A 21,239-nucleotide genomic window follows, 5' to 3' on the forward strand; every position below is an offset into this window, starting at 1 on the left:
ATGAGTGGGACAAGGACGGCCATCGTCATCGGTGCGGGCATCGGCGGGCTCACCACGGCGATCGCGCTGCGGCGCGTGGGCTTCGACGTGGAGGTGTTCGAACGGGCCCCGGAGCTGAGGGCCGCCGGGTTCGGCCTCTCCGTGATGAGCAACGCCACGGCGGCGCTCGCCACCCTCGACATCGACCTGGGGCTGGAGAAGCGCGGCCGGGTGATGGAGACGTACCGCGTCAAAGACTGGAAGGGGCGGCTGATACGCGAGTTCCCCTTCCCCGAGATCACCCGGCGCATCGGGGTCCCATGCGTGTGCATCAGCCGGGCCGACCTGCTGGCCGCGCTCCTCGACGCGGCGGCGGACGTGCCGATCAGGCTGAACGCTGCCGCCGAGCGGTTCGAGGTGGCCGGCGACCGCGCCCGGGTCCACTTCACCGACGGGCAGTGGGCCGAGGCGGACGTGCTCGTCGGCGCCGACGGGTTCCACTCGGCCATCCGGCGGCAGCTCGCCGGGCCCAACGAACCCGTGCGCGACAGCGGGTACATCGCCTGGCTGGGCATCACCGAGTACAGCCACCCGCGCTTCGCGCCCGGCTCCGTGGTGCACCTGTGGGGCGACGGGATGCGCTTCGGCCTGGTGGACATCGGGCGGGGCCGCCTGTACTGGTGGGGCACGAAGAACATGCCGTTCGAGGAGTCCAGCACCTGGAACGGCGGCAAGGCCGGGGTGCTCGCCTGCTACTCCGGCTGGCCGGACGAGGTCCGGGAGGCGATCCGTGTGACGCCCCCCGAGGACCTGCTGACGCTCAACACCCGCGACAGGCCGTTCCTGCGGCCCTGGGGCACCGGCCCGGTGACCCTGCTCGGCGACGCCGCCCACCCGATGCTCACCAGCCTCGGCCAGGGATCGGCCATGGCGATGGAGGACGCGGCCGTGCTGGCACAGCACCTCCAGCACGCCCCCGACGTGCCGGGCGCCCTGCGCGGCTACGAGGCGGCGCGGTACGACCGGACCCAGATGATCGTGGAGGCCACCCGGTCGATCAGCGACTTCGAGCAGTCGCAGGGGCCCGTGCGGCGCAGGATCCGCGACGCGTACTTCCGGTGGATGTCGCACCGGAACCTGGTGGGCAAGCTGGAGCCCGCGCTGACCTTTCCGGGAGCGGGCGTCCTCGCCGGCACGGGCCGGGGGGCGGACCGATGACGGGACGGCCGACGGGCGGAATCCTGCCCGCCAGGAGGCGCCTTCCGGCGCAGGGGGCGGTCGTCGTCACCGGGGCATCGTCGGGCCTCGGCAGGGAGTGCGCCCTCGCCCTGGAGGAGCGCGGTTTCCATGTGATCGCGGGCGTACGCCGGAGCGAGGACGGTGAGAAGCTGCTCGCCGAGTCGCTGCACGGCCGCCTGCGTCCGGCCGTCATCGACATCACCGACGAGGCGTCGGTGCGGGCGTCGGCGGAGCTCGCCGCCCGCGAGTACGGCGCGCTGCGGGGACTGGTGAACAACGCCGGCATCTGCGTCCCCGGCCCGCTGGAGTGCGTCGAAGGCGACCAGTTCCGCCGCCAGCTCGACGTCAACGTGGTCGGGCACCTGGAGATGGTCCGCGCCCACCTGCCGCTGCTGCGCCGGGCGCGGGGGCGGATCGTCAACGTCACCTCCGGCCTCGGCAAGGCGGCCGTTCCCTTCCTCGGTGCCTACGCGACGGCGCAGTTCGCCAAGGAGGCGATGAGCGACGCGCTCCGGCGGGAACTGGCCCCCGGCGGTGTGCGCGTGTCGATCGTCGCGCCGGGCGCCATCCTCACACCGATCTGGGGCAAGGTGTCCGACGCGGGCGAGCGGGTCCTGCGCGACGCGCCGCCCGCGGTGGCCGAGCGCTACCGGGCCGCCTTCACAGCGTTCATGGCGGGCAACGGGCAGCAGGCTCTGGCCAGCAGGACCACCCCCGAGGACTTCGCCCGCGCGGTGGCCCGGGCCCTGACCGACGTGCGGCCCCGCACGCGGTACTGGGTGGGCGCGGACGCGCGGCGGATGGGGCGGCTGGCGCGGCTGCTCCCCGACGCCCTGCTGGACCGCCGGTTCGGCGGGATCACCGCGACCGTGGGCGCCTCGGAGGCCGCGCCCGCCCCGGCGGACCGGACGCCGACGTAGCTGCCGGGCCGGGGCCGACTGCGCATGCGAGTAGTGCCGCGCGGATTCGCTGGACGCGCCCCGGCCGCCTGGATAGCGTACGAGCGCCGACATTCCGGAGCGGCGGCGGCCGAATTCACCGGCCGGGAATTCACCGGCCGGAAATCCGGCCGCCGCCCCCTTCGCCGCGGATTCCGCGAAAAGCGCCTGGCCCCTTCACACCCTGGAAGAAGGAATGGTTACGGAGCGAGAATTCAAGGATTTCATGGCCGAGGTCTGCACTCCGGTGGCGGTGGTCACGGCGATGGCGGACGGCCGGCCCCACGGCACGACGGTCGGCTCGCTCGCCTCGCTGTCGCTGCGTCCGCCGATGGTGACCATCGCGCTCGACCACCGCTCCGCGCTGCTGTCGAGCGTCCGGCGCGCCGGGCGGTTCGGCGTGAACCTGCTCGGGGCCGGGCAGGCCGGCCTCGCGAGGACGTTCGCCGCCCCGGTCCCCGACCGGTTCGCCGAGGCCGCGTGGTACCCGGACGAGGGTCTGCCGCGGCTGCGGGAGGCGCCCGGCTGGCTGGTGTGCGTCCCGCAGCGGCTCATCCCCGGCGGTGACCACGTCCTGCTGCTCAGCCTGGTGACCCGCGTCGGCGGCACGCGGGCCGCCGCCCCGCTCGTCTACGGCCGCCGGACATTCGGCACGCATTCCGCCTTCACGCCGCGCCCCGGCGCGTCCATCACCGACCAGATCGCCGCATTCGCCCGCTGACAGGGAGACATCCATGGCCGTCATTCCGGAAGACCAGACTCATCCGTCCGCCGCGTCATCCGATCTGCTGCGCGGTGCGCGTGAACTCGTACCACTCCTTTCCCGTAATGCCGAGCAGACGGAGCGCGACCGGAGGCTTCCGGAGGAATCCGTGAAATCCCTCGTGGACGCCGGCATGTTCAAACTGGCCGTGCCGAGGCGGTACGGCGGCCACGAGGCGTCCCTGCGCACCCTGATCGACGTGTCCGCCGTGCTCGCCGAGGGAGACGGCAGCAGTTCGTGGGTGGTCTCGGTCTGCAACTCGGTGGCATGGGTCGTCAGCCTCTTCCCCGAGCGGGCGCAGGACGAGGTGTTCGGGGCCGACCCGGAGGCGAAGGTGTCCGGTGTGCTCACGCCGAGCGCCACCGCCCAGCGGGTCGAGGGCGGCTTCCGGGTCTCGGGCCGGTGGCACTACGCCTCCGGTGCCTGGCACGCCGACTGGGCGCTGATCGGCTTCCCGGTCCCGGACTCCACCGGGCAGATCGTGGACCAGGGCATGGCGCTGCTGCCCGCCGTCGACTACACGGTGGAGGACACCTGGCACGTCGCGGGCATGCGCGGCACCGGCAGCAACTGCGTGGTCGCGCAGGACGTGTTCGTACCGGAGCACCGGGTGCTGTCGGTGCCCAAGGCGATGGCGGGCGAGTACCCGCCGCAGCGCTCCGGCAGCGCCCTGGCCCGCTCGGCGTTCACCCAGTTCCTCACCGGCGCCCCGCTGGTGGCGCCCCAGCTCGGACTCGGCCGCGCCGCGCTGGAGCTGGTCAAGGGGAAGGCGGCCGAGAAGGCCATCACGTTCACCTTCTTCGAGAGGCAACGCGATTCCACCGCCTTCCAGCTGCTGGTCGCGGAGGCGGCGCAGAAGATCGACACCGCCCACCTGCACGTCCACCGCGCGGCCGACGACATCGACACGGCGGCGGCGCGCGGCCAGGCCCTGGACCCGCTGGGCCGGCTCCGGGCGCGGTCGGACCTCAGCGGCGCGGTCGGGCACATCACGGAGGCGATCGGCATCCTGCTGACCGCGCACGGCGCGGGCAGCTTCGCCGACGCCTCCCCCCTCCAGCGGATCTGGCGGGACTCGGGGGTGGGTGCCCGGCACGCCATCCTCCAGCCGCAGGTGATCAAGGAGATGTACGGCAAGGCCCTGCTGGGCGTCGAGGAGCAGATCTCTCCGCTGGTGTGACGCGGAGACGACAGAGGGAGAGGACCATGGCCGCGCACAAGTACGACACCGGGCAGGCGAACTGGCAGCAGTTCGCCGACACCCGGATCTTCATCGGCGACCTCGCCGACGACGGCGTCCCCAAGTCGATGGGCGCCGGATACGCCTGCCTGCACCCCGGCCACGTCATGGAGTGGGTGCCGAGCTACGACGAGTTCATCGTCGTGCTGTCCGGGCGGTTCGCCGTGGACTTCCAGGGCGGTTCGGTCACCGCCGGCCCCCGGGAGATGGTGTGGGTCGAGAAGGGGGACCCGGTCACGTTCCGGGCCGACGGCGAGGAGGTCCTGCTCGCCTTCGGCACCAACCCGCCGTGGCAGACCACTCCGGAGACGCGGGCGAGCGCGGACCTGTTCCGGCCGCTGACCGCGTCCCCCGTCGACTGACGGCCGGGGGGAGCACATGTCCACGACCTCCACGGCCGTCCAGGCGGTGCGGCGGGAACTCAGTCCGCTGGAGCGCTGGTACTGGATCGCCGACCAGATAGCACCGCTGAACGTCATCGGCCGGGTGCGCGTCCACGGCCGGGTGTCCCCCGCGCGGTGGCGCTCGTCCCTGGCCGCCCTCCAGGCCGCCCATCCGCTGCTGCGCGTGGCGATCGAGGCCGACGCGGCGGGACGGGAGCCCCGGTTCGTCCCGGTGGACGGCCGTCCCGTCCCGCTCGACCACCGCGTCCTCGACGAGGCGGACGACACCGGCGACGCGTGGCAGCGGGTCGTCGACCGGGAGCTCGTCAACGGCCGCATCGACTGGAGCACCGGGCCGCTCGCCACGGCCACCGTGCTCACCGGCCGGGGGCCCGACGGCGAGTTCCACGACCTGATGCTGAGTCTGCTGCACGTCGTCGCGGACGGCACCACCGTCGTCTCCCTGGTGCGGCAGTGGGCCGAACTGGCGGCCGGCCGGCCGGCCGAACCGCGTGCCGTCCTGCCCCCGGCGGAGGACCTCTTCCCCGCCGGGCACCGCAGCGACGCGGGCGCCTCGGCGGCGAGGGCGAAGGCCGAGCGGGACGAGAACGACCTCGGTCGGCTGCGTCCCCGACGCGTCGAAGCCGACCGGGCCGTGCCCTTCGAGCAGCGCCGCACCCGGTTCCTCCACCGGTCGCTGGACGCCTCGGCGCTGGACCGGCTCGCCGGGGCCTGCCGCGCCCGCGGGGCGACCGTGCACGGCGTGCTCACCGCCGCGATGGTCCGCGCAGTCGCGGCGGACGCCGGGGCCGCCGACGGGACGTGGTACTCGATCGGCTCCCCGGTGGACTTCCGGGGCGACCTCGAGCCGCCGGTCCCGCCCGACGACGTGGGCAGCTACGTGGCGACCATCCCCTCGCTCGTCGAGCACGTCGCCGACCGGCCGCTGTGGGAGACGGCCCGGGAGATCAGCGCCGACCTGAGGGCCCGCAAGGCGCGGGGCGAGCAGTTCTCCATGATCCGCCTCGTCGGCGACTCCGGACCGCGAAGCCTGGCCGACAGCATGCCCTTCGTACGGCACCTGGACGAGAAGGGCCCGATCAACTTCTGCATCTCCAACATCGGCCGCTTCCCGTTCCCGGACCGGGTCGGCCCGTGGCGTGCGACGGGCGCGCAGTTCGTCGCCTCGCTGTCGGTGGTCGGGACCTTCGTCGCCACCGTCAACTCCAGCCACCACCAGCTCGCCTGGAACTTCACCTACGCCGAGGGCCTGGTCTCCGACGAGCGTGCCGCACGGCTCGCCGACGCCTGCGTGGAGACCGTCCTCGCCCTCGTACGAGCGGCCGGCTGAAGCCCGGTCCCGAACCCCATGGGAGCACCGCGAATGAACGCACCGGCCCGCACCCCCGCCCAGCCGCCGATCTTCACGCCCGCGACCGAGCTCCGCGACCTGGTCGCGAGGAAGGAACTGTCCGCCGTCGAGGTCACCGAGGCGGTCCTCGCCCACTTGGAGGCGGTGAACCCCGTGCTGAACGCGGTGGTCGCCGTGCGGGCCGAGGGCGCGCTCGCGGACGCCCGCGCCGCGGACGCGCTGCCGACGGACGAGCGGGGCCCTCTGCACGGCGTCCCGTTCACCATCAAGGACGTGAACGAGTCCGCCGACCTGCCCGCCGCCTACGGGTCCCTGCCGTTCACCGGCTACAAGCCGGGCTTCGACAGCGAACTGGTGGCCCGCCTGCGGCGGGCGGGCGGCATCCTCGTCGGCTCCACCAACATGCCGGAGTTCGGCCTGCGGATCACGACGGAGAACCGGGCCTTCCCCGCCACCCGCAACCCGTGGAACCCCGAGCACGGCCCCGCGGGCTCCAGCGGCGGCGCCGCGGCGGCCGTGGCGGCCGGCATAGGACCGCTCGCCCTGGCGGCCGACGGCTCGGGTTCCGGCCGGGCGCCCGCGTCCGCCTGCGGGATCGTGGGGCTCAAGCCCACCCGCGGCCGTACATCGTGGGCACCCGCGTCGCAGGAGCAGTGGGCGGGCTACGTCGTCAACGGCCCGATGGCCCGCACCGTACGCGACGCCGCCCTGATGCTCGACGTCATGGCCGGCCCGGTCGTCGGGGAGCCGTACGGTCTGCCCGCGCCCGCCGGTTCGTTCCTGGCCGCCTGCGACCGGCCGCCGGAGCGGCTGCGCGTGGCGTACACGGCCACGCCGCCGCACGGCGCGGTCGCCCCGGAGGTACGGGAGGTGTTCGAGGAGACCGTGTCGGCCTTCGCGTCGCTGGGGGTCGAGATGGTCGAGGCGGCGCCCGACCTGGGCGGGCTCCTGGACCCCATGCTGACGGTCATGGCGGCGAACGTGGCCGCCATGGTCCGCGGGGTGGCGCCGGAGCACCTGGCCGAACTGGAGTCGACGACCCTCGACATCGCCCTGCACGGCGAGCGCATCGGCGCCGTCGAGTACTGCACCGCCATCACGGCCGCCCAGAACCGGGCGGCCGACGTGCTGCGCTTCTGGACGCGCCACGACGTGCTGCTCACCCCGACGCTGACCGTGCTGCCGCCCGTACTGGGCGCGGCCCCGGAGGGCCCGGGCTTCCAGGAGCGGTGGCGGGAGTACGCCGACTGGCTGGCCTTCACCTACCCGTTCAACATCACCGGCCAGCCGGCGATCTCGCTGCCCGCCGGACGGGCGGCGGGGAATCTCCCGGTCGGCGTGCAGCTCGTGGGGGCGCCCGGCGCCGAGGACCGGCTCCTAGGGCTGGCCGCCGCCTTCGAGCGCGCCCGCCCGTGGGCCGACGCGCGGCCCCCGCTGCCCGCCGGGTGAGCCTGCGGGGCGGTCGTTCCAGCCCGTCTCCCGCAGGAGGGCGATACGGGAGTTCACCCCGGCCTTCCTGAACAACTTCTTCAGGTGGTAGTTGACGGTGTGGGGGGAGATGTCGAGGCGCCGGGCGATCTGCTTGTTGGTGAGTCCCTCGGCGACCATCTGGACGATCCGGTGCTCCTGGCCGTTGAGGTCCGGCGCCCCGGCGGGCACCGCCCGCCGGGCACCGGGCCCGGGCTCCGGCTCCGGCTCCGGCCGGGGCTCGGGTCCGGGTCCAGCAGCCCAGAGCCGGGCGTCGGACGCGTCCCCCGGCCGCCCGTACGCGGGCTCCGGGCGGGCGGCGGCCACCTGGCGGCGCAGCGCGTGCCGCAGCGTCGCCGGGACCGAGTCGACGAGGAGCCGCCACAGCAGCTCGTTGGGGAAGCGGACCCGGTTGTGGCTGACGGCCAGCACCCCGGTCGTCGTCGTCCGGTCCAGGGTGAGCAGCAGCGCGGACGGCGGCATGTGCAGGGTCGGCAGGAGGTCCTCGACCGTGCTCTCCCGGCCGAGTACGGCCGCCACCCTCAGCAGTTGGCGGCACTCGTCCGGATAGTCGAGGAGCATGCTGCGCAGCAGCGCCCTCAGCCGCTGCGGGATGCGTTCCTCGACGAGGCGCGCCTCGTGGGCGGTGACCTCGATCATGTACTCCTCACGCATTCCCTCCACCAGCTCCACCAGGAGATTCGGGTGGCCGCCCGCGCCACGCAGGACGCGGGCGAGCCGGGCGGAGGGGGGAACGCCCAGGAGGTCGCAGGCCACCTGGCGCGCCGCGGGCGCGGCAAGCGCGTCGAGGGCGATCCGCTCGGTGTGCCCGACGGAGCCGGCGACCAGCGCGTCCAGACCCCTCGGCCCGGCCCCGCAGCGGCGCGCGACCAGCCACACGACCGCTCCGCCGCCGTACCGGGCGTGCCGCCGGGCGAGCAGGGCGTCGCTCGCCTCCTCCCCGAGGAAGTGGGCGTCGTCCAGAACGATCAGCCGGGGCCGGTCGGCGGTCGCGGTGTCCGCTCGTGGCGCTCCTGGGGGACCGGCCGGGACGGGCAGCGGGAACCGGTGCCCGGTGACGAAGCCCAGCCGTTCCGCCATGGCCACGCACTCGTCCAGGAAGCGCGTCTTCCCGGAGCCGGGCGGCCCCTCGACGGCCACCAGGGCGCACCCGCCGCCGGCGCCGAACTCCAGGGCCCGCAGAGCACGTGCCGTCTCCTCCTCCCGGCCGCGCAGCGGGAGCGGCAGCGGCGGTACGGCGGGCCGCGGCGCGGTGGGCGAGTGCGGGGCGGGCGGCGCGACCCGTCTCGTGGTGATCGCCGTCATCGGACCGCGCCCTCCCCCGCCGCGCGCTTCCCCGGCGGCCGTACGGCCGCCGGCCGCGGTTCGGCACCGGTCTGGTACCGGCTCAGCAGCGGGCCGGTCATCAACGTGGTGACCAGCGCCATCACGACCATGGCGGTGAACAGCCGGGTGTCGAGGGCCCCCAGGCTCAGCCCCACGTTGAGGACGACCAGCTCGGTCAGCCCGCGGGCGTTGAGGAGGATGCCCAGGACCGCGGACTCGCGTCCGGTGGCCCCGGTGAGCCGGGCGGCACCGGCCGCGCCGAGGAACTTGCCCGCACAGGCCACCGCGACGATCGCGAGGACCATGACCAGGCCCTGCGCGCCGAGGCCGGCGAGGTCCACGGAGAGCCCGGTCACGGTGAAGAAGACGGGGAGGAGGAGCAGACTGGTCTGGTCGATGCGTTCCGGCACCTCGGGCGCGGTCGCGTCGATGTGGTGCCGGGGCGCGACGGCGCCGAACAGGAAGGCGCCGAACACCGCGTGCAGGCCGATCTCGTGGGTGATCCAGGCACTGGTGAGCAGTCCGGCGCAGAGGACGACGTGGACGGTGGTGCCGCTGCCCGCCCACCGCCGTCGCGGCGCCAGCAGCCAGGCCAGGGCCGGCCGCACCGCGAGGAGCAGGACGAGGACGAAGAGAACGGCCCCGCCGACGGTCCGTCCGAACGACCAGGGGCCGCTGACGGTGACCAGCGTGACGACCGCGGCGAGCACGCTCCAGGCGATCACGTCCTGGATCGCGGCGCTGACCAGCGCCACCGTGCCCACCCGCTGCCGCTGAAGGCCCCGTTCGGTGATGATGCGGGCGAGGACCGGGAAGGCGGTGATGGACATGGCCGCGCCGAGGAACAGCGCCGGGCCGAGCGCTCCCGTCGTTCTCAGCTCGCCCTGGTCGAGCCACGGGTACAGCAGCAGCGCGAGCCCGGCACCCAGGGCGAACGGCAGGGCCACCGAACAGAACGACACCAGCGCGATATGCCTACCGACGCCTCTGACGTGCGAGAGGCTCAGCTGGTAGCCGACACCGAACATGAACAGCACCAGGCCGAGCTGGGCGAGGGTTTCCAGGTACGGGCGGGCCTCCGGCGGAAAGAGCAGCCGGGGCAGGTCGCCGGGCAGCAGCCCCAGCAGGCTCGGCCCGAGCGCGATCCCGGCGACGATCTCGCCCATCACGGCGGGCTGCCGCACCCGCTTGGCCAGAGTGGCGAACAGGAACGCGGCGAGCAGCACCAGTGCCAGGTCCACCAGGACGATCCCGGCGACGCTGCCGCTCTCCCCCGCGCTCAAGGCCAGGCCGTGCGTGGACACTCGACTCCTCCTGCCTTCTGGGGTGACGGAACAGTCCGGAACCCGGGCGGAAGCGGCCCGGTCCGGGGACGGGAACGTCGGGAGCGGCCGGAGCCGTCCGGACGGGGGAGGGCGGGGTGAGCCCGCCGGGCCCGCCGGCCTCGCGGTCAGATCCGCCGGAGCAGCGCCTTGCGATCGACCTTGCCGCTCGGGGTGAGCGGGAGCGCGGCCAGGTCCCTCACCGACGACGGGATCATGTGCTCGGGCAGGTGCGCCGACAGGCTCCGCCTGACGGCGGACGCCACCACCCGGGCGCCCCGCGCCGGTACGCAGAACGCCACCAGCCGCTTGGTCGCCGCCGTGTCGCCTCGCACGACCACGGCGGCGTCGGCGATTTCCGGCAGGGCCCGCAGACGCGCCTCGACCTCGCCGGTCTCCACGCGGTGGCCCCGGATCTTCACCTGGTCGTCCAGCCGCCCGAGGAATCGCAGGGTGCCGTCCGGCTGGAGCTCGACCAGATCGCCCGTCCGGTAGATCCGCCTACCTCCCGCCACGCCGGGTACGGAGCAGAACCGCGCGGCGGTCACGTCCGGCATGCCCAGGTAGCCCTGCGCCAGCACCGGTCCTCCGATGCACAGCTCGCCGGGCACGCCGGGCTGCCGGGGGCGCAGGTGTTCGTCGAGGACGTACGCCTCGGCGTTGGCGATGGGGCGGCCGATGGTGGGCTGGTCCGGCCAGGTCCCCGGATCGCCGCGGAGTTCGAGTGAGGTCACGACGTGGGTCTCCGACGGGCCGTACTGGTTGACCAGCACGGCCCCGTCCAGGTGCCGGAAGAGGGCGCGTATCGCGGGGCTCACCTGGAGCTGTTCGCCGGCCGTGACGACCTCGCGGAGGGTGGCCGGCCAGGTGCCGGTCGCACCGGCGTGCTCCGCTATCGCCTGCAGCGCGACGAAGGGCAGGAACATGCGCCGTACCGCGGTGTGGTTCATCAGCTCGATCAGGGCCTGGCAGCTGCGGCGTGTCGTGTCGTCCACCACCACCAGCGTCCCGCCGGAGGCCCAGGTGCTGAACAGCTCCTGGAAGGACACGTCGAAGCTCAGAGCGGAGAACTGGAGGGTCCGGTCGCCCGTGCCGCAGGACGACTGCGCGCACTGCCAGTCGACGAGGTTGGCCAGCGGGCGGTGCGGCATGGCCACGCCCTTCGGCACGCCGGTGGACCCGGACGTGTAGATGACGTAGGCCAGCGTGTCCGGTCCGGTCACCGGCGCCGCGGGGCGGGGGCCTTCCTCGACGGCGGAGAGGACGTCGTCCAGCACGGCGGTGCGGGTGCCCTCCGGCACCGGGATGCGGTCGAGGTGTTCCTTGTCGGTAAGCAGGACCGGCGCGCCGCTGTCGCGGACCATGGCGGCGAGCCGCTCGTCGGGGTAGGCCGGGTCGAGCGGCACGTAGGCGCAGCCCGCCTTCAGCACGCCGAGCACCGCGACGGCGACGGCGAACCCGCGCTCGAAGAACACGCCGACCGGGCGGCCGGTGACGCCCGCCGAGCGCAGCGCGAGGGCGAGCCGGTCCGAGTCGCGCCCCAGCTCCTCGTAGGTGAGGGACTTGGCGCCCCAGATCATGGCGGGCAGGTCGGGATGGCGGGCGCGCCGCGCCTCGAACAGCTCGTGCGCGAGCGGGGGCCTTCCGGGGGATTTGCGTACGGTGGTCACTGGCTGCTCCCAGGCCGGTCAGGTGGGGGACTGCGCCGGTTCGGTCATGAAGGACTCGATCGTCGCCGCGAGCGGTGCGGCCGCGGCCGTCTCCAGGTAGAGGTGGCCGCCGGGGAACGTACGGGTCGTGAGCGGCTGGACGCTGCTCCACTGCCACTTGTCGGTGTGTTCATCGCCGAAGGCGTCCTCTCGCCCGCGGCAGACGACGACGCGGCTCTCGGTCACCGTCCGCGCCATGGTCCGGACGAACGAGTCGCAGATGTCGAAGTCGGCCCTGAGCAGCGAGACCGCGCGGGCGGCGATGTGCGGGTCGCGCAGGAGCCCGGTGTCGAGCGCGCCGTACCGCGCGGCGCGTCGCAGCACCTCCTCGTCCGTGGCGGGGGCGGCTCCCTCGGCGTACAGCGGCGTGGCGAGCTGGGGGGCGAGGTTGGCGGAGGCGAAGAGCACCTGGCAGCGCGGGCCGCCGCGCCGCTCCAGGGCCGCGGCCACGCCGAGCCCGAGGTAGGCGCCCATGCTGTGGCCGAAGATCGAGAGTTCACCGTCCGGACCGACTTCGCGGATCAGCAGGTTGGTCAGGTCCCGCACCGCCTCCTCGGCGGTGTGGAGGGTGGGCTCGCGCCAGCGGCGGCCACGGCCGGGCAGTTCGGCCACCAGGGGCGTGATGTGGTCGGGCAGCAGTCGGGTCAGCCGTCGGAACACGGCCGCCGAACCGCCGGCGTGGTGGAAGAGGGCGAGCACAGCCATCGGTGCGCCTTCCGGGACAGGGAGGGGGCCCGGAGCAGCGTGTCCGGTGCCGGACTGCACCGGTCACGCTGTTCCGGGGCGGGGCGGGGGCGCGTGTGCACCGCGACCGGGCGCCCCTGTCCGGCTGGTCGCGGCTTGTTTCTTCCGTGGCCTTTCCCGGCCTGCGGCCGTGTCGGCCTGGCGGGGCCGGCGGTGGTGATCCGCGGTCGGGCGGACGGTGCGGGGAATGGGGTGGCGTGGCGGCCGGTCTTCGCGCCGCCTCGCCCGGGTGGCGTTCCGCGTGTCACGCCCTGGGGAATGTCCCGGCGGTAAGGTGCGGGCTGGGCAGCGGGGCGGGCGCCGGGACATATCCTGCCGCCGTTACGGTTGCTCCGGTGTCAGCCGCCGACGGGAATCCGGAAGTCCCACGGAGTGAACTTGTGTCCCGTGCGGCTCCGGTCGGTCAGCTTGTTGATGCCGTATTCGTCCTTCCCGGAGACGAGGACGGCGGCGTAATTGTCGAGCGGAATGGTGCCGCCGTATTCCGACACGTCGCCGAGGTCCGGGTAGATCTTCACCTGGGTCGGCACGTACCGGGTGGCGAACCCCATCCGGTAGTCCTTCTTGCTTCCGGTGTGCGGGAGCGAACCGTGCATCAGGGTCGACCAGAAGATGACGCATTCGCCGGGCTGCATGACGAGCGAGAACGCCTTGGACTCGTCGGGGCGCCAGTCGGGGTCCTTCTGGAGTTCGCGGTAGTCGTAGCCGAAGAAGCCGCGCCGGACACTGCCCTTCTCACGCTTGTTGATGGTGTCCGGGTTGTAGGACATGCCGAGGGACTCGTCGTAGTTCATGACCCGGTGCGTGCCGGGCATGAGCTGGAGGCAGCCGTTCTCCTTGGTGGAGTGGGTGAACGCCGTCCAGGCGGTGATCGTGCCGCCGAAGGCGGGTGCGTCGTTCTGCGCGGGCCACTGGATCTGGGGGCGGCCGCTGGAGTGGGCGAACGTCGCCGCCTGGTGCCAGTCCGTGCCCTCGTCACCCTGGTACTTGGGGAAGAACTCGGTGCGCCAGCAGAGCAGGTTCGGGCCGAGGATGGAGGCCACCCGCTCGACGATCGCCCGCTGCATGATGTGCTCGCTGAGCAGGTCGATGTCGAGGTGCCGGTCGTAGTTGGAGAGGTTGGTGACCGCGCCCAGCGCGTCGTTCGGGTAGATCGCGCGCGACCGGTCCGGAATGGCGCGGCGTATCTCGTTCCAGCGCCTCTCCATCTCCTCGGGCTCGTACACCTTGATCGGACCGATGAAGCCCTGGTCCTCGAACGTGGCGAGCTCTTCGGGGGTCAGCCGAAAATCCGACAGCTTGTCACTCACGGCTACTCCAGCTTCTGGTGGGGATGGGCTTGGTGCAGGTCACGCGGGCTGCTGGGCGTCCATCCGCGCGCGCAGTTCCGCGACGGCGTCGCCGAGCGACTGCTCGAACAGGGTCTTCACGTCGAGTTCCTGACCGTAATGCTGCTGAACGCGCGCGTTGAGGTTCATGGCGAGCAGGGAGTGGCCTCCCAGGTCCAGGAAGTTGTCCGCGAGGGAGGCGTCCGGGGTCTCGAGGAATTCACGCACCCATTCGACGAGCAGCTTCTGCATCTCGTGCAGGCCCTCCGGGGTGGTAACGGGCATTTCTGCCTTGCTCCTCTCGTAGGGTCTCGTGCGAGCCTCCCGCGAGGGTGGCATTCCAGCCGATGAGAGATTCGCTGAACGCTCTGCACTGGTCCACGCAACACGCGAAGCGCGTTGCGGGCTCAACTTTATAGCCGCCCCGCCGATCGCGGTAATGCCGATCTCTTGGGGGGTATGCGCGATGAACATGCGTCAATCGCGGTGTGTGCAACGGGCGCGCCTGCGGGGGGCGCCGGCCCGTAGTCGAGCGGCGGTGTTCCGATCCGTTCCGCGCCGGTCGCCTGCCGGTGGGGCAAGGGCCGGTGGGAGCACGGCCACCGCCCCGGGCCCCCCGCGGGCTGCGGGCGCGGCGGGGCGGTGCGGCCTCGGGTGCGGATGCGGGTGTGGCGGTGCGAGGCGGCGGCGCGAGGGCGGGGAGTGCCGTGCCCGGGCCGACGGTGCCCGGACCGGGCGGCCCAGGGCGCGGGGTGACGGTGCCCGGCCCGGTGGTGCAGGGAACGGGCGGCGCTCGGGCGTGGCGGTCTCTGGGGAGGGGTGGCGCCAGGGCCTGGTGGTGTCAGGGCGTCGCGGTGGAGACGACGTAGACGCGGGGCGCGGCCGGGTCGGTGAGGTCGACCGTGATGTCGCGGGTGGGGCGGGGGCGGTCCTGACGGTGGGTGGTGCCGGACCAGTCGCGGTCGGGCGGGAACCGCCAGCCGACGACTCCGGCGTCCCGGTCGCTTACCGTGATGTCGCCCTCCTCCAGTGCGGAGCGGCTGGTGCCGCTGTCGCCGAGGAAGGTGTCGAGTCCGGCACCGGTGGTCGTGAACTGGACGTAGAGGCGGCTGGACTTCCAGTTGCTGGTCTCGAAGTAGGCCACGTCACGGGAGCGGGCGGGGATCGGCACCTCGAAGACGCGGCGCTTCATCTTCGACGGCCAGCTCGCCTGGAGGCCGCTGACGGACGACTCGGCCTCCTTGTCGCGACCGCTGGAGCGGCTCTGCTCGGCGGAGATCGCCAGGTACCCGGCGGGGATGCCGATGAGCAGGACGATGACCAGGGCGGTGAACCAGCGGCGGAAGATCGTCTGGGCCCGGGTCTCCCCCACCGGGCCCGGGGGCTTCCTCGCCGGGGCGGGCGCGGGCGGGGTGCCGGTCCCGGTGGTGCCGGTCGCGTCGGCGGCGGTGGTGCCGGTGGCACCGGTGGAGGTGTCGGTGCTCGTGGGGGGATTGGTGGGGCTCATGCTCCGGGTTCCTCGGTGGTGCTCCTGGGGCGGGTGGGGCGGACGGCACCGGCGCGGAAGGCTTGCGCGTAGCGCTCGTACCGCTCGTAGCGTTCGACACGGCGCCGGTTGGCGCGGCGGAAGCGGCGGGCGACCAGCCGGGCGAGGTCGGCGGCCCCGACCATGCCCGCCTCGGGGCCCAGCTCCGCCTTGGCGATGCGGGCCTCGGGGCGGTAACCGCGCCCGGTGAGGTTGCGGCGGAACGCGTCCCGGGCGGGGCCGATGAGCAGGTCGTCGGCGGCGCTGACGCCGCCGCCGATGACGAAGCACGACGGATCGAGGGCGGCGGCGAGGTTCGCGATGCCGACGCCGAGCCACTGGCCGATGTCCTGGAGCAGTTCGACGCACATGGCGTCGCCCTCGCGGGCCAGCTCGGTGATGAGCGGGCCGGTGATGTCGGGGACGTGCCCCTTGACGCGTTCGATGATGTTGTACGCGACCGGGGAGTCGGCGGCGGCGAGTTCGCGGGCCTCGCGGACCAGGGCGTTGCCGGAGCTGTACTGCTCCCAGCAGCCGCGGTTGCCGCACGGGCAGCGGTGCCCGCCGGGGACGACCTGCATATGGCCGAACTCCCCGGCGACGCCGTACTTGCCGCGCTTGACGCGGCCGTCCTCCAGGATGGCCCCGCCGATGCCCGTGCCGAGCGTGATCATGACGAGGTGGTCCTCGCCGCGGCCCGCGCCGAAGCGCCACTCGGCCCAGGCGGCGGTGTTGGCGTCGTTGTCCACCATGACGGGGACGGCGAGGCGGGCCTGGAGGGAGTCGCGCAGGGGCTCGTTGCGCCAGGCCAGGTGCGGGGCGAACAGGACGCGGCTGCGGTCGGCGTCCACCCACCCGGCGGCGCCGATGCCGACGGCGTGCACATCGTGCCGGTCGGACAGGTCCAGGACCAGCTCCACGATCGTGTCCTCGACCACCTGGGGGCTCTTGGACTTGTCGGGGGTCTCGGTGCGGACCTTCTCCAGGATGGCGCCGTCCGCGTCCACGACCCCGGCCATCACCTTCGTACCGCCGATGTCGATGCCGACGGTCGGGACGCGGGGAGCGCTGAGGTGGGAGCGGCGCTCACGGCTGCCGACGGTGCGCAGGGCGGTGGCGCGTTCCGTGACGAGGTCCGTGACGCGGAGGGGGTCGCGGTGCGTGCTCACGGGTCCTGTCGTCCCTGCCGGTCGGTGGGCCGGGCGCGCTGGGGGTCCGGCGGCGGGCGGTGCCCGCCTTCGTCGATTGTGCCAGGAGGGGTCGCCCGTTCCAGCTCGTGACGCAGGGCGTCGAGCTCGCTTCCCCCGGCCATCTGGCGGGTCAGCTCGTCCAGGGTGACCGAGTCCCGGGTGTGGGACGCGGCCATGGCACCGCGCTTGAGCAGCACGAATCGGTCGCCGACGAGGTAGGCGTGGTGCGGGTTGTGGGTGATGAGGACCACGCCGAGTCCCGCGTCGCGGGCGGCGGCGACGTACTTGAGGACGACACCGGACTGCTTGACGCCGAGGGCGGCGGTCGGCTCGTCCAGGACGAGGACCTTGGCGCCGAAGTGGACGGCGCGGGCGATGGCGACGCACTGCCGCTCGCCGCCCGAGAGGGTGCCGATCGGCTGGTCCACGTCGCGCAGGTCGATGCCCATGCGGAGCAGTTCGGCGCGGGTGGTGGCGCGCATCCGGGCCACGTCGAGCCGTTTGAAGGGACCCTTGCCGGTGGTGGGCTCGGAGCCGAGGAAGAAGTTCCGCCAGACCGGCATGAGGGGGACGACGGCGAGGTCCTGGTAGACGGTGGCGATGCCGCGGTCCAGGGCCTCGCGCGGGGAGGAGAAGGCGGTCTCCTCGCCGTCCACGCGGAGCGTTCCCGCGTCATGGGCGTGCAGCCCGGAGATGATCTTGATGAGGGTGGATTTGCCCGCGCCGTTGTCGCCGAGGACGCAGGTGATCTGCCCGGCGTGGACCCGGAGGGAGACGTCGGTGAGGGCGCGGACGGAGCCGTAGTGCTTGCTGACCGCGTCGAGTTCCACGAGCGGGGCCGTCGTGGGGCGGCTCGTCGTGAGGGGGCTTGTCATGAGGTGGCCTCCGCCCGCTTGCGGACCCAGGCGTTGAGGAGGGTCGCGAGGAGGAGCATCGCGCCGAGGAAGAACTTGAACCAGTCGGGGTTCCACTCGGCGTAGACGATGCCCTTGCTGGTCATGCCGAAGATGAGCGCGCCGACGGCGGCGCCGACCGCGGAGCCGTAGCCGCCGGTGATCAGGCAGCCGCCGATGACGGCGGCGATGATGTAGATCAGCTCGTTGCCGACGCCCTCGCCGGACTGGACGACGTCGTACGAGAACAGCAGGTGCTGTCCGGACACCCAGGCGCAGAGGCCGACGCCCATGTAGAGGAGCGTCTTGGTGCGGCGTACGGGGACGCCGACCGCGCGGGCGGCTTCGGCGTTGCCGCCCACGGCGAAGATCCAATTGCCGAAGCGGGTGCGCAGCAGGACCCAGGTGGCGACGGCGATGAGGCCCAGCCACCACAGGATGGTGACCTTGAGGGTGGCGCCGCCGATCGTCGCCTCGGAGGCGAACAGGGCGCGGGCGGAGGCGAAGCCCTCCATGTCCGCGATGGTCTTGGTGGAGACGGTGCCGCTGATGAGCTTGGTCAGACCGAGGTTGAGGCCGGTCAGCATCAGGAACGTGCCGAGCGTGATGATGAAGCTGGGCAGCCTGGTGCGGGTGAGCATGAAGCCGTTGAAGAGCCCGACGGCGAGGGTGACCAGCAGCGACACGACGACGCCGACCCAGACGTTGGCGGTCATCTGGTAGCTGAACATCGACGAGACCAGCGCGGACGTGGTGACGAGGACGCCCGCCGACAGGTCGAACTCGCCGCCGATCATCAGCAGGGCGACGGGCACGGCCATGATGCCGATGGTGGACGCCGCGTAGAGCACGGTGCCGAGGCTCGCGGCGCGCAGGAAGCCGTCGGCGGCGAACGCGAAGAAGACGAAGACGGCGGCGGCGCCGACGACCGAGCCCAGCTCGGGGCGGGTGAGGAGCTTCTTCAGCGGGGAGGCGGGCAGGAGGCGCTCGTCGCGGGCCTGGCCGCCCTCGGCGGGCGGGGCGGTCGCGGTCATCGCGTCCCCCGCTCCGTGTAGGCGGCCAGGGCGGCCGCGTCCTTCTTCGTGATGATCTGCGGGCCGGTGAGGACGGGTCGGCCGCCGCCCAGCACGTCGGCGTTGTAGCGGTAGAGCCACAGCAGGTCCACGGCCTCGTACCCCTGGAGGTAGGGCTGCTGGTCCACGGCGAACCCGAGGGTCCCGTTGTTCAGCCCGGCGGCGACCTTGGCGTTGAGGTCGAAGGTGTCGATCTCGGCCTTCGACCCGGCGGTGCGCCTGGCCTGGGCGGCGGCGTCGGCGAACGGCGCGCCGAGGGTGACGACGGCGTCGATGGCGGGGTCGGTCTGGAGCTTGGCCTCGATGGACGCCTGGACGTCGGGCATGTTCGTGCCGTCGACGTAGAGGTTCTGGAGGGTGCCGTCGAACGTCTCGCGTACGCCGGCACAGCGCTGCTCGTGGCCGACGTTGCCCTGCTCGTGCAGGACGCACAGGGCCTTCTTGCGGCCGCGCTTGTCGAGCTCGTCGCCGACGGCCTGCCCGGCGACGGTCTCGTCCTGCCCGATGTGGGTGAGGGCGCCGTACGCCTTGGACTGGGCCGAGCCGGAGTTGACGGTGATCACCGGGATACCGGCGGCGACGGCGCGGGCGACGGACGCCTTGAGCGCGTCCGGCTTGGCGAGGGTGACGATCAGGCCGTCCACCTTCTTGTCCACGTACGAGTCGACCAGCTGCGCCTGCTGCTGGCCCTCGTCGCTGTGGGCGTACAGGAAGTTGATGTTGTCCTTGGCGGCGGCCTGGCGGGCGCCCTTCTGGACGATGTCCCAGAACGTGTCGCCGTCACCGGAGTGGGTGACCATGGCGAAGGTCCAGCGGGGCGTGGTGACGTTGGCCCGGCCCGACGCGGCCTCGGCGGCCGCCTTCCTGGCGTCCTCGGCGCGCTTGCCGCCGGTCGCGCTACAGGCGGTCAGGGTCACTCCGAGTGCCACCGCCAGCACGGCGGCGACCGCGCGTACTCCTGTCCGAACCGTTGCCACGAGTCCGTGCCCTCCTGCTGTCCGCTGTCGTCCTGCCGCTGCCGGGGTGGGCGCCCCGACCGCCCAAGTATCGGTCATCGGGTCCCGGACGGTACCCACCGGGTGCGGGGCGCGGGCCGCCACGGGCAAGGAGGTCCGGCACGTGAGGCGCGCGGGGGCGGCCGCCGCGCGCGGGCGCTCCCCTCTTTGACACGGCGCTCCGGCCATGTCCCACTTTGGGACATGCGTATCGGATTGATCGGAACCGGTCGTATCGGGACGTTCCACGCGAAGGTGCTCAGTCGGCACGCCCACGTCGGCGGGCTCGTCGTCACCGACGTGGACGCGGATCGGGCGGAGCGCCTCGCCCGGGCCATCGGCGCTACGGCCGCGCCCGGTGCCGACCACGTGTTCGCGTGGGGCGTGGACGCCGTGGTGATCGCCTCGGCCACCGCCTCCCACGCCGACCTCCTCGTGCGCGCCGCCCGCGCCGGGCTGCCCGTGTTCTGCGAGAAGCCGGTCGCCGTGGACCTGCCCGGTACGCTGCGGGCGCTGCGCGCGGTCGCGGCGGCCGGGTCGCCGCTCCAGCTGGGCTTCATGCGGCGCTTCGACGCCGGGTACACGAAGGCGCGCGAGGCGGTACGGGACGGGCGGCTCGGCAGGCTGCACACCGTGCGGGCGGTCACCTCCGACGCGGAGCCGCCGCCCGCCGCGTACGTGCCGCTGTCGGGCGGGCTGTTCCGGGACTGCCTGGTCCATGACTTCGACATGGTGCGCTGGGTCACCGGCCGCGAGGTCGTGGACGTGTACGCGGCGGGCTCGGACCGGGGGCCGGGGATGTTCCGGGCGGCGGGTGATGTGGACACGGCGGCGGCGCTGCTCACCCTGGACGACGGCACGCTGGTCACGGCGACCGCGACGCGCTGCAACGGCGCCGGGTACGACGTGCGGATGGAGCTGGCCGGGGAGCGGGACCAGCTGGTGGTGGGCCTGGACGACCGCACGCCGGTCACCTCCGCCGAACCGCTGGGCCCGCCGCCCGCGAGCCGGCCGTGGACGGGCTTCCTGGACCGGTTCGCCCCGGCGTACGAGGCGGAGCTGGACGCGTTCGTACGGTTCGCGCGCGGTGAGCGGGACAACCCGTGCGACGGGCTCCAGGCCCTGGAGGCGCTGCGGATCGCCGAGGCGTGCGAGCTGTCCCGCCACGAGCGCCGCCCGGTACGGCTGGCGGAGGTGCCGGGGCTGGAGGGCGCGGTGTAGGGGGGCGGGCACAGTCAGTCGCGGGAGGACTCGGCGGCCAGGACGGCGCCCTGGGCGACCGCGCACAGGGTCTCCGCGCCGTCCTCCTCGGCGGCAGTCAGCAGGTCGCAGCGGACCACGGCCTGGCGGCGGCCCGCGTGCACGACCGAGGCGCGGGCGACGAGCGTGCGCCCCACGGCGGGGCGCATGTACTGGATGGAGAACCCGGCGGTCAGCACGGCCGGGCCCAGCGCGGTCCCGGCGGCGAAGGTGATGGCGTTGTCGGCGGCGTACGACAGCACGCCGCCGTGCAGGAAGCCGTTCTGCTGGAGCAGTTCGGGGCGTACGTCCACCTCCAGGACGGCCCGGCCGTCGCCGAACGCGGTGACGCGGGCGCCGACGAGGCGGCTGAAGGGCTGGCTGTCGAGCACCTTCCGGGCGAGGTCGAGCGCGGGGTCGTCGGTCATGGCGGCAGCCTAGGGGCGCTCACGCGGATGGCCTAGGGGGCGTGCGCGGGGGCTTGTGAGCGCCG

At 73.2% G+C, this 21,239-nt stretch carries 20 protein-coding genes; 8 read left to right on the plus strand and 12 right to left on the minus strand.

Annotation, left to right across the window (positions count from 1 at the left end):
* From J116_RS03515 to J116_RS03545, 7 genes are all read left to right on the plus strand, one after another.
* On the plus strand, positions 1–1,197 hold the full coding sequence (locus tag J116_RS03515) for an FAD-dependent monooxygenase (RefSeq protein ID WP_023590735.1): 1,197 nt from the start codon (positions 1–3) through the stop codon (positions 1,195–1,197).
* Positions 1,194–2,138: an SDR family oxidoreductase gene (locus tag J116_RS03520; RefSeq protein ID WP_079147644.1), complete on the plus strand. Its 945-nt coding sequence runs from the start codon at positions 1,194–1,196 to the stop codon at positions 2,136–2,138. The genes J116_RS03515 and J116_RS03520 overlap by 4 nt, the downstream gene beginning before the upstream one ends.
* 214 nt (positions 2,139–2,352) lie before the next feature.
* Positions 2,353–2,877, plus strand: coding sequence for a flavin reductase family protein (locus J116_RS03525; RefSeq protein WP_023590733.1), 525 nt, complete (start codon positions 2,353–2,355; stop codon positions 2,875–2,877).
* 13 nt (positions 2,878–2,890) lie between these two features.
* Complete coding sequence (locus J116_RS03530) at positions 2,891–4,099, plus strand: acyl-CoA dehydrogenase family protein (RefSeq protein WP_023590732.1); 1,209 nt, start codon at positions 2,891–2,893, stop codon at positions 4,097–4,099.
* Positions 4,100–4,125: 26 nt separating this feature from the next.
* On the plus strand, positions 4,126–4,521 hold the full coding sequence (locus tag J116_RS03535; protein ID WP_023590731.1) for a cupin domain-containing protein: 396 nt from the start codon (positions 4,126–4,128) through the stop codon (positions 4,519–4,521).
* 16 nt (positions 4,522–4,537) lie between these two features.
* Positions 4,538–5,893 carry a phthiocerol/phthiodiolone dimycocerosyl transferase family protein gene (locus J116_RS03540; RefSeq protein WP_023590730.1) on the plus strand — a complete coding sequence of 452 codons (1,356 nt, stop codon included), beginning with the start codon at positions 4,538–4,540 and terminating at the stop codon, positions 5,891–5,893.
* A gap of 33 nt (positions 5,894–5,926) precedes the next feature.
* Complete coding sequence (locus tag J116_RS03545) at positions 5,927–7,363, plus strand: amidase (protein WP_023590729.1); 1,437 nt, start codon at positions 5,927–5,929, stop codon at positions 7,361–7,363.
* Here the strand turns inward: J116_RS03545 and J116_RS03550 are convergent.
* The 11 genes from J116_RS03550 to J116_RS03600 all read right to left on the minus strand — a co-directional run bounded on the left by J116_RS03550 (position 7,292) and on the right by J116_RS03600 (position 19,489).
* Positions 7,292–8,707: a helix-turn-helix transcriptional regulator gene (locus J116_RS03550; protein WP_023590728.1), complete on the minus strand. Its 1,416-nt coding sequence runs from the start codon at positions 8,705–8,707 to the stop codon at positions 7,292–7,294. The genes J116_RS03545 and J116_RS03550 overlap by 72 nt on opposite strands.
* Positions 8,704–10,032, minus strand: coding sequence for a cation:proton antiporter (locus J116_RS03555; protein WP_023590727.1), 1,329 nt, complete (start codon positions 10,030–10,032; stop codon positions 8,704–8,706). Before J116_RS03555 ends, J116_RS03550 begins: the two co-directional genes overlap by 4 nt.
* A gap of 146 nt (positions 10,033–10,178) precedes the next feature.
* Positions 10,179–11,720 (minus strand): amino acid adenylation domain-containing protein, encoded by a 1,542-nt coding sequence (locus tag J116_RS03560; RefSeq protein WP_023590726.1) that lies wholly within the window; start codon positions 11,718–11,720, stop codon positions 10,179–10,181.
* 18 nt (positions 11,721–11,738) lie between these two features.
* Entirely contained in the window at positions 11,739–12,464 is a 726-nt protein-coding gene (locus J116_RS03565; protein WP_023590725.1) for a thioesterase II family protein, read from the minus strand.
* Positions 12,465–12,841: 377 nt separating this feature from the next.
* Positions 12,842–13,813 (minus strand): chlorinating enzyme, encoded by a 972-nt coding sequence (locus tag J116_RS03570; protein ID WP_023590724.1) that lies wholly within the window; start codon positions 13,811–13,813, stop codon positions 12,842–12,844.
* Positions 13,814–13,852: 39 nt separating this feature from the next.
* Positions 13,853–14,116, minus strand: coding sequence for a phosphopantetheine-binding protein (locus J116_RS03575; RefSeq protein ID WP_023590723.1), 264 nt, complete (start codon positions 14,114–14,116; stop codon positions 13,853–13,855).
* Between the two features lie 556 nt (positions 14,117–14,672).
* The gene (locus J116_RS03580; RefSeq protein WP_023590722.1) at positions 14,673–15,338 is read right to left on the minus strand and encodes a hypothetical protein; all 666 of its coding nucleotides are present in this window, start codon (positions 15,336–15,338) and stop codon (positions 14,673–14,675) included.
* Positions 15,335–16,525, minus strand: a complete 1,191-nt coding sequence (locus tag J116_RS03585; RefSeq protein WP_023590721.1) for an ROK family glucokinase — start codon at positions 16,523–16,525, stop codon at positions 15,335–15,337. The genes J116_RS03580 and J116_RS03585 overlap by 4 nt, the downstream gene beginning before the upstream one ends.
* A complete protein-coding gene (locus tag J116_RS03590; RefSeq protein ID WP_023590720.1) occupies positions 16,522–17,421 on the minus strand; it encodes an ATP-binding cassette domain-containing protein in 900 nt (299 codons plus the stop codon). Before J116_RS03590 ends, J116_RS03585 begins: the two co-directional genes overlap by 4 nt.
* Positions 17,418–18,473, minus strand: a complete 1,056-nt coding sequence (locus J116_RS03595; RefSeq protein ID WP_023590719.1) for an ABC transporter permease — start codon at positions 18,471–18,473, stop codon at positions 17,418–17,420. Before J116_RS03595 ends, J116_RS03590 begins: the two co-directional genes overlap by 4 nt.
* On the minus strand, positions 18,470–19,489 hold the full coding sequence (locus J116_RS03600) for a sugar ABC transporter substrate-binding protein (protein WP_099048141.1): 1,020 nt from the start codon (positions 19,487–19,489) through the stop codon (positions 18,470–18,472). Before J116_RS03600 ends, J116_RS03595 begins: the two co-directional genes overlap by 4 nt.
* A gap of 222 nt (positions 19,490–19,711) precedes the next feature.
* On the opposite strand from J116_RS03600, the gene J116_RS03605 reads away from it, so the two are divergent.
* On the plus strand, positions 19,712–20,728 hold the full coding sequence (locus tag J116_RS03605) for a Gfo/Idh/MocA family protein (protein ID WP_023590717.1): 1,017 nt from the start codon (positions 19,712–19,714) through the stop codon (positions 20,726–20,728).
* Positions 20,729–20,742: 14 nt separating this feature from the next.
* Here J116_RS03605 and J116_RS03610 read toward each other — a convergent pair whose 3' ends face one another.
* Entirely contained in the window at positions 20,743–21,174 is a 432-nt protein-coding gene (locus J116_RS03610; RefSeq protein ID WP_023590716.1) for a PaaI family thioesterase, read from the minus strand.
* Positions 21,175–21,239 lie beyond the last annotated feature (65 nt).

The organism is Streptomyces thermolilacinus SPC6 (genome assembly GCF_000478605.2).
Lineage (GTDB): Bacteria > Actinomycetota > Actinomycetes > Streptomycetales > Streptomycetaceae > Streptomyces > Streptomyces thermolilacinus.

Coding starts and splice junctions, on each gene's coding strand:
- J116_RS03550 (WP_023590728.1), bottom strand. CDS start 8,707: ATGACGGCGATCACCACGAGACGGGTCGCGCCGCCCGCCCCGCACTCG.
- J116_RS03525 (WP_023590733.1), top strand. CDS start 2,353: ATGGTTACGGAGCGAGAATTCAAGGATTTCATGGCCGAGGTCTGCACT.
- J116_RS03565 (WP_023590725.1), bottom strand. CDS start 12,464: ATGGCTGTGCTCGCCCTCTTCCACCACGCCGGCGGTTCGGCGGCCGTG.
- J116_RS03520 (WP_079147644.1), top strand. CDS start 1,194: ATGACGGGACGGCCGACGGGCGGAATCCTGCCCGCCAGGAGGCGCCTT.
- J116_RS03610 (WP_023590716.1), bottom strand. CDS start 21,174: ATGACCGACGACCCCGCGCTCGACCTCGCCCGGAAGGTGCTCGACAGC.
- J116_RS03515 (WP_023590735.1), top strand. CDS start 1: ATGAGTGGGACAAGGACGGCCATCGTCATCGGTGCGGGCATCGGCGGG.
- J116_RS03545 (WP_023590729.1), top strand. CDS start 5,927: ATGAACGCACCGGCCCGCACCCCCGCCCAGCCGCCGATCTTCACGCCC.
- J116_RS03605 (WP_023590717.1), top strand. CDS start 19,712: ATGCGTATCGGATTGATCGGAACCGGTCGTATCGGGACGTTCCACGCG.
- J116_RS03595 (WP_023590719.1), bottom strand. CDS start 18,473: ATGACCGCGACCGCCCCGCCCGCCGAGGGCGGCCAGGCCCGCGACGAG.
- J116_RS03590 (WP_023590720.1), bottom strand. CDS start 17,421: ATGACAAGCCCCCTCACGACGAGCCGCCCCACGACGGCCCCGCTCGTG.
- J116_RS03580 (WP_023590722.1), bottom strand. CDS start 15,338: ATGAGCCCCACCAATCCCCCCACGAGCACCGACACCTCCACCGGTGCC.
- J116_RS03540 (WP_023590730.1), top strand. CDS start 4,538: ATGTCCACGACCTCCACGGCCGTCCAGGCGGTGCGGCGGGAACTCAGT.
- J116_RS03575 (WP_023590723.1), bottom strand. CDS start 14,116: ATGCCCGTTACCACCCCGGAGGGCCTGCACGAGATGCAGAAGCTGCTC.
- J116_RS03535 (WP_023590731.1), top strand. CDS start 4,126: ATGGCCGCGCACAAGTACGACACCGGGCAGGCGAACTGGCAGCAGTTC.
- J116_RS03530 (WP_023590732.1), top strand. CDS start 2,891: ATGGCCGTCATTCCGGAAGACCAGACTCATCCGTCCGCCGCGTCATCC.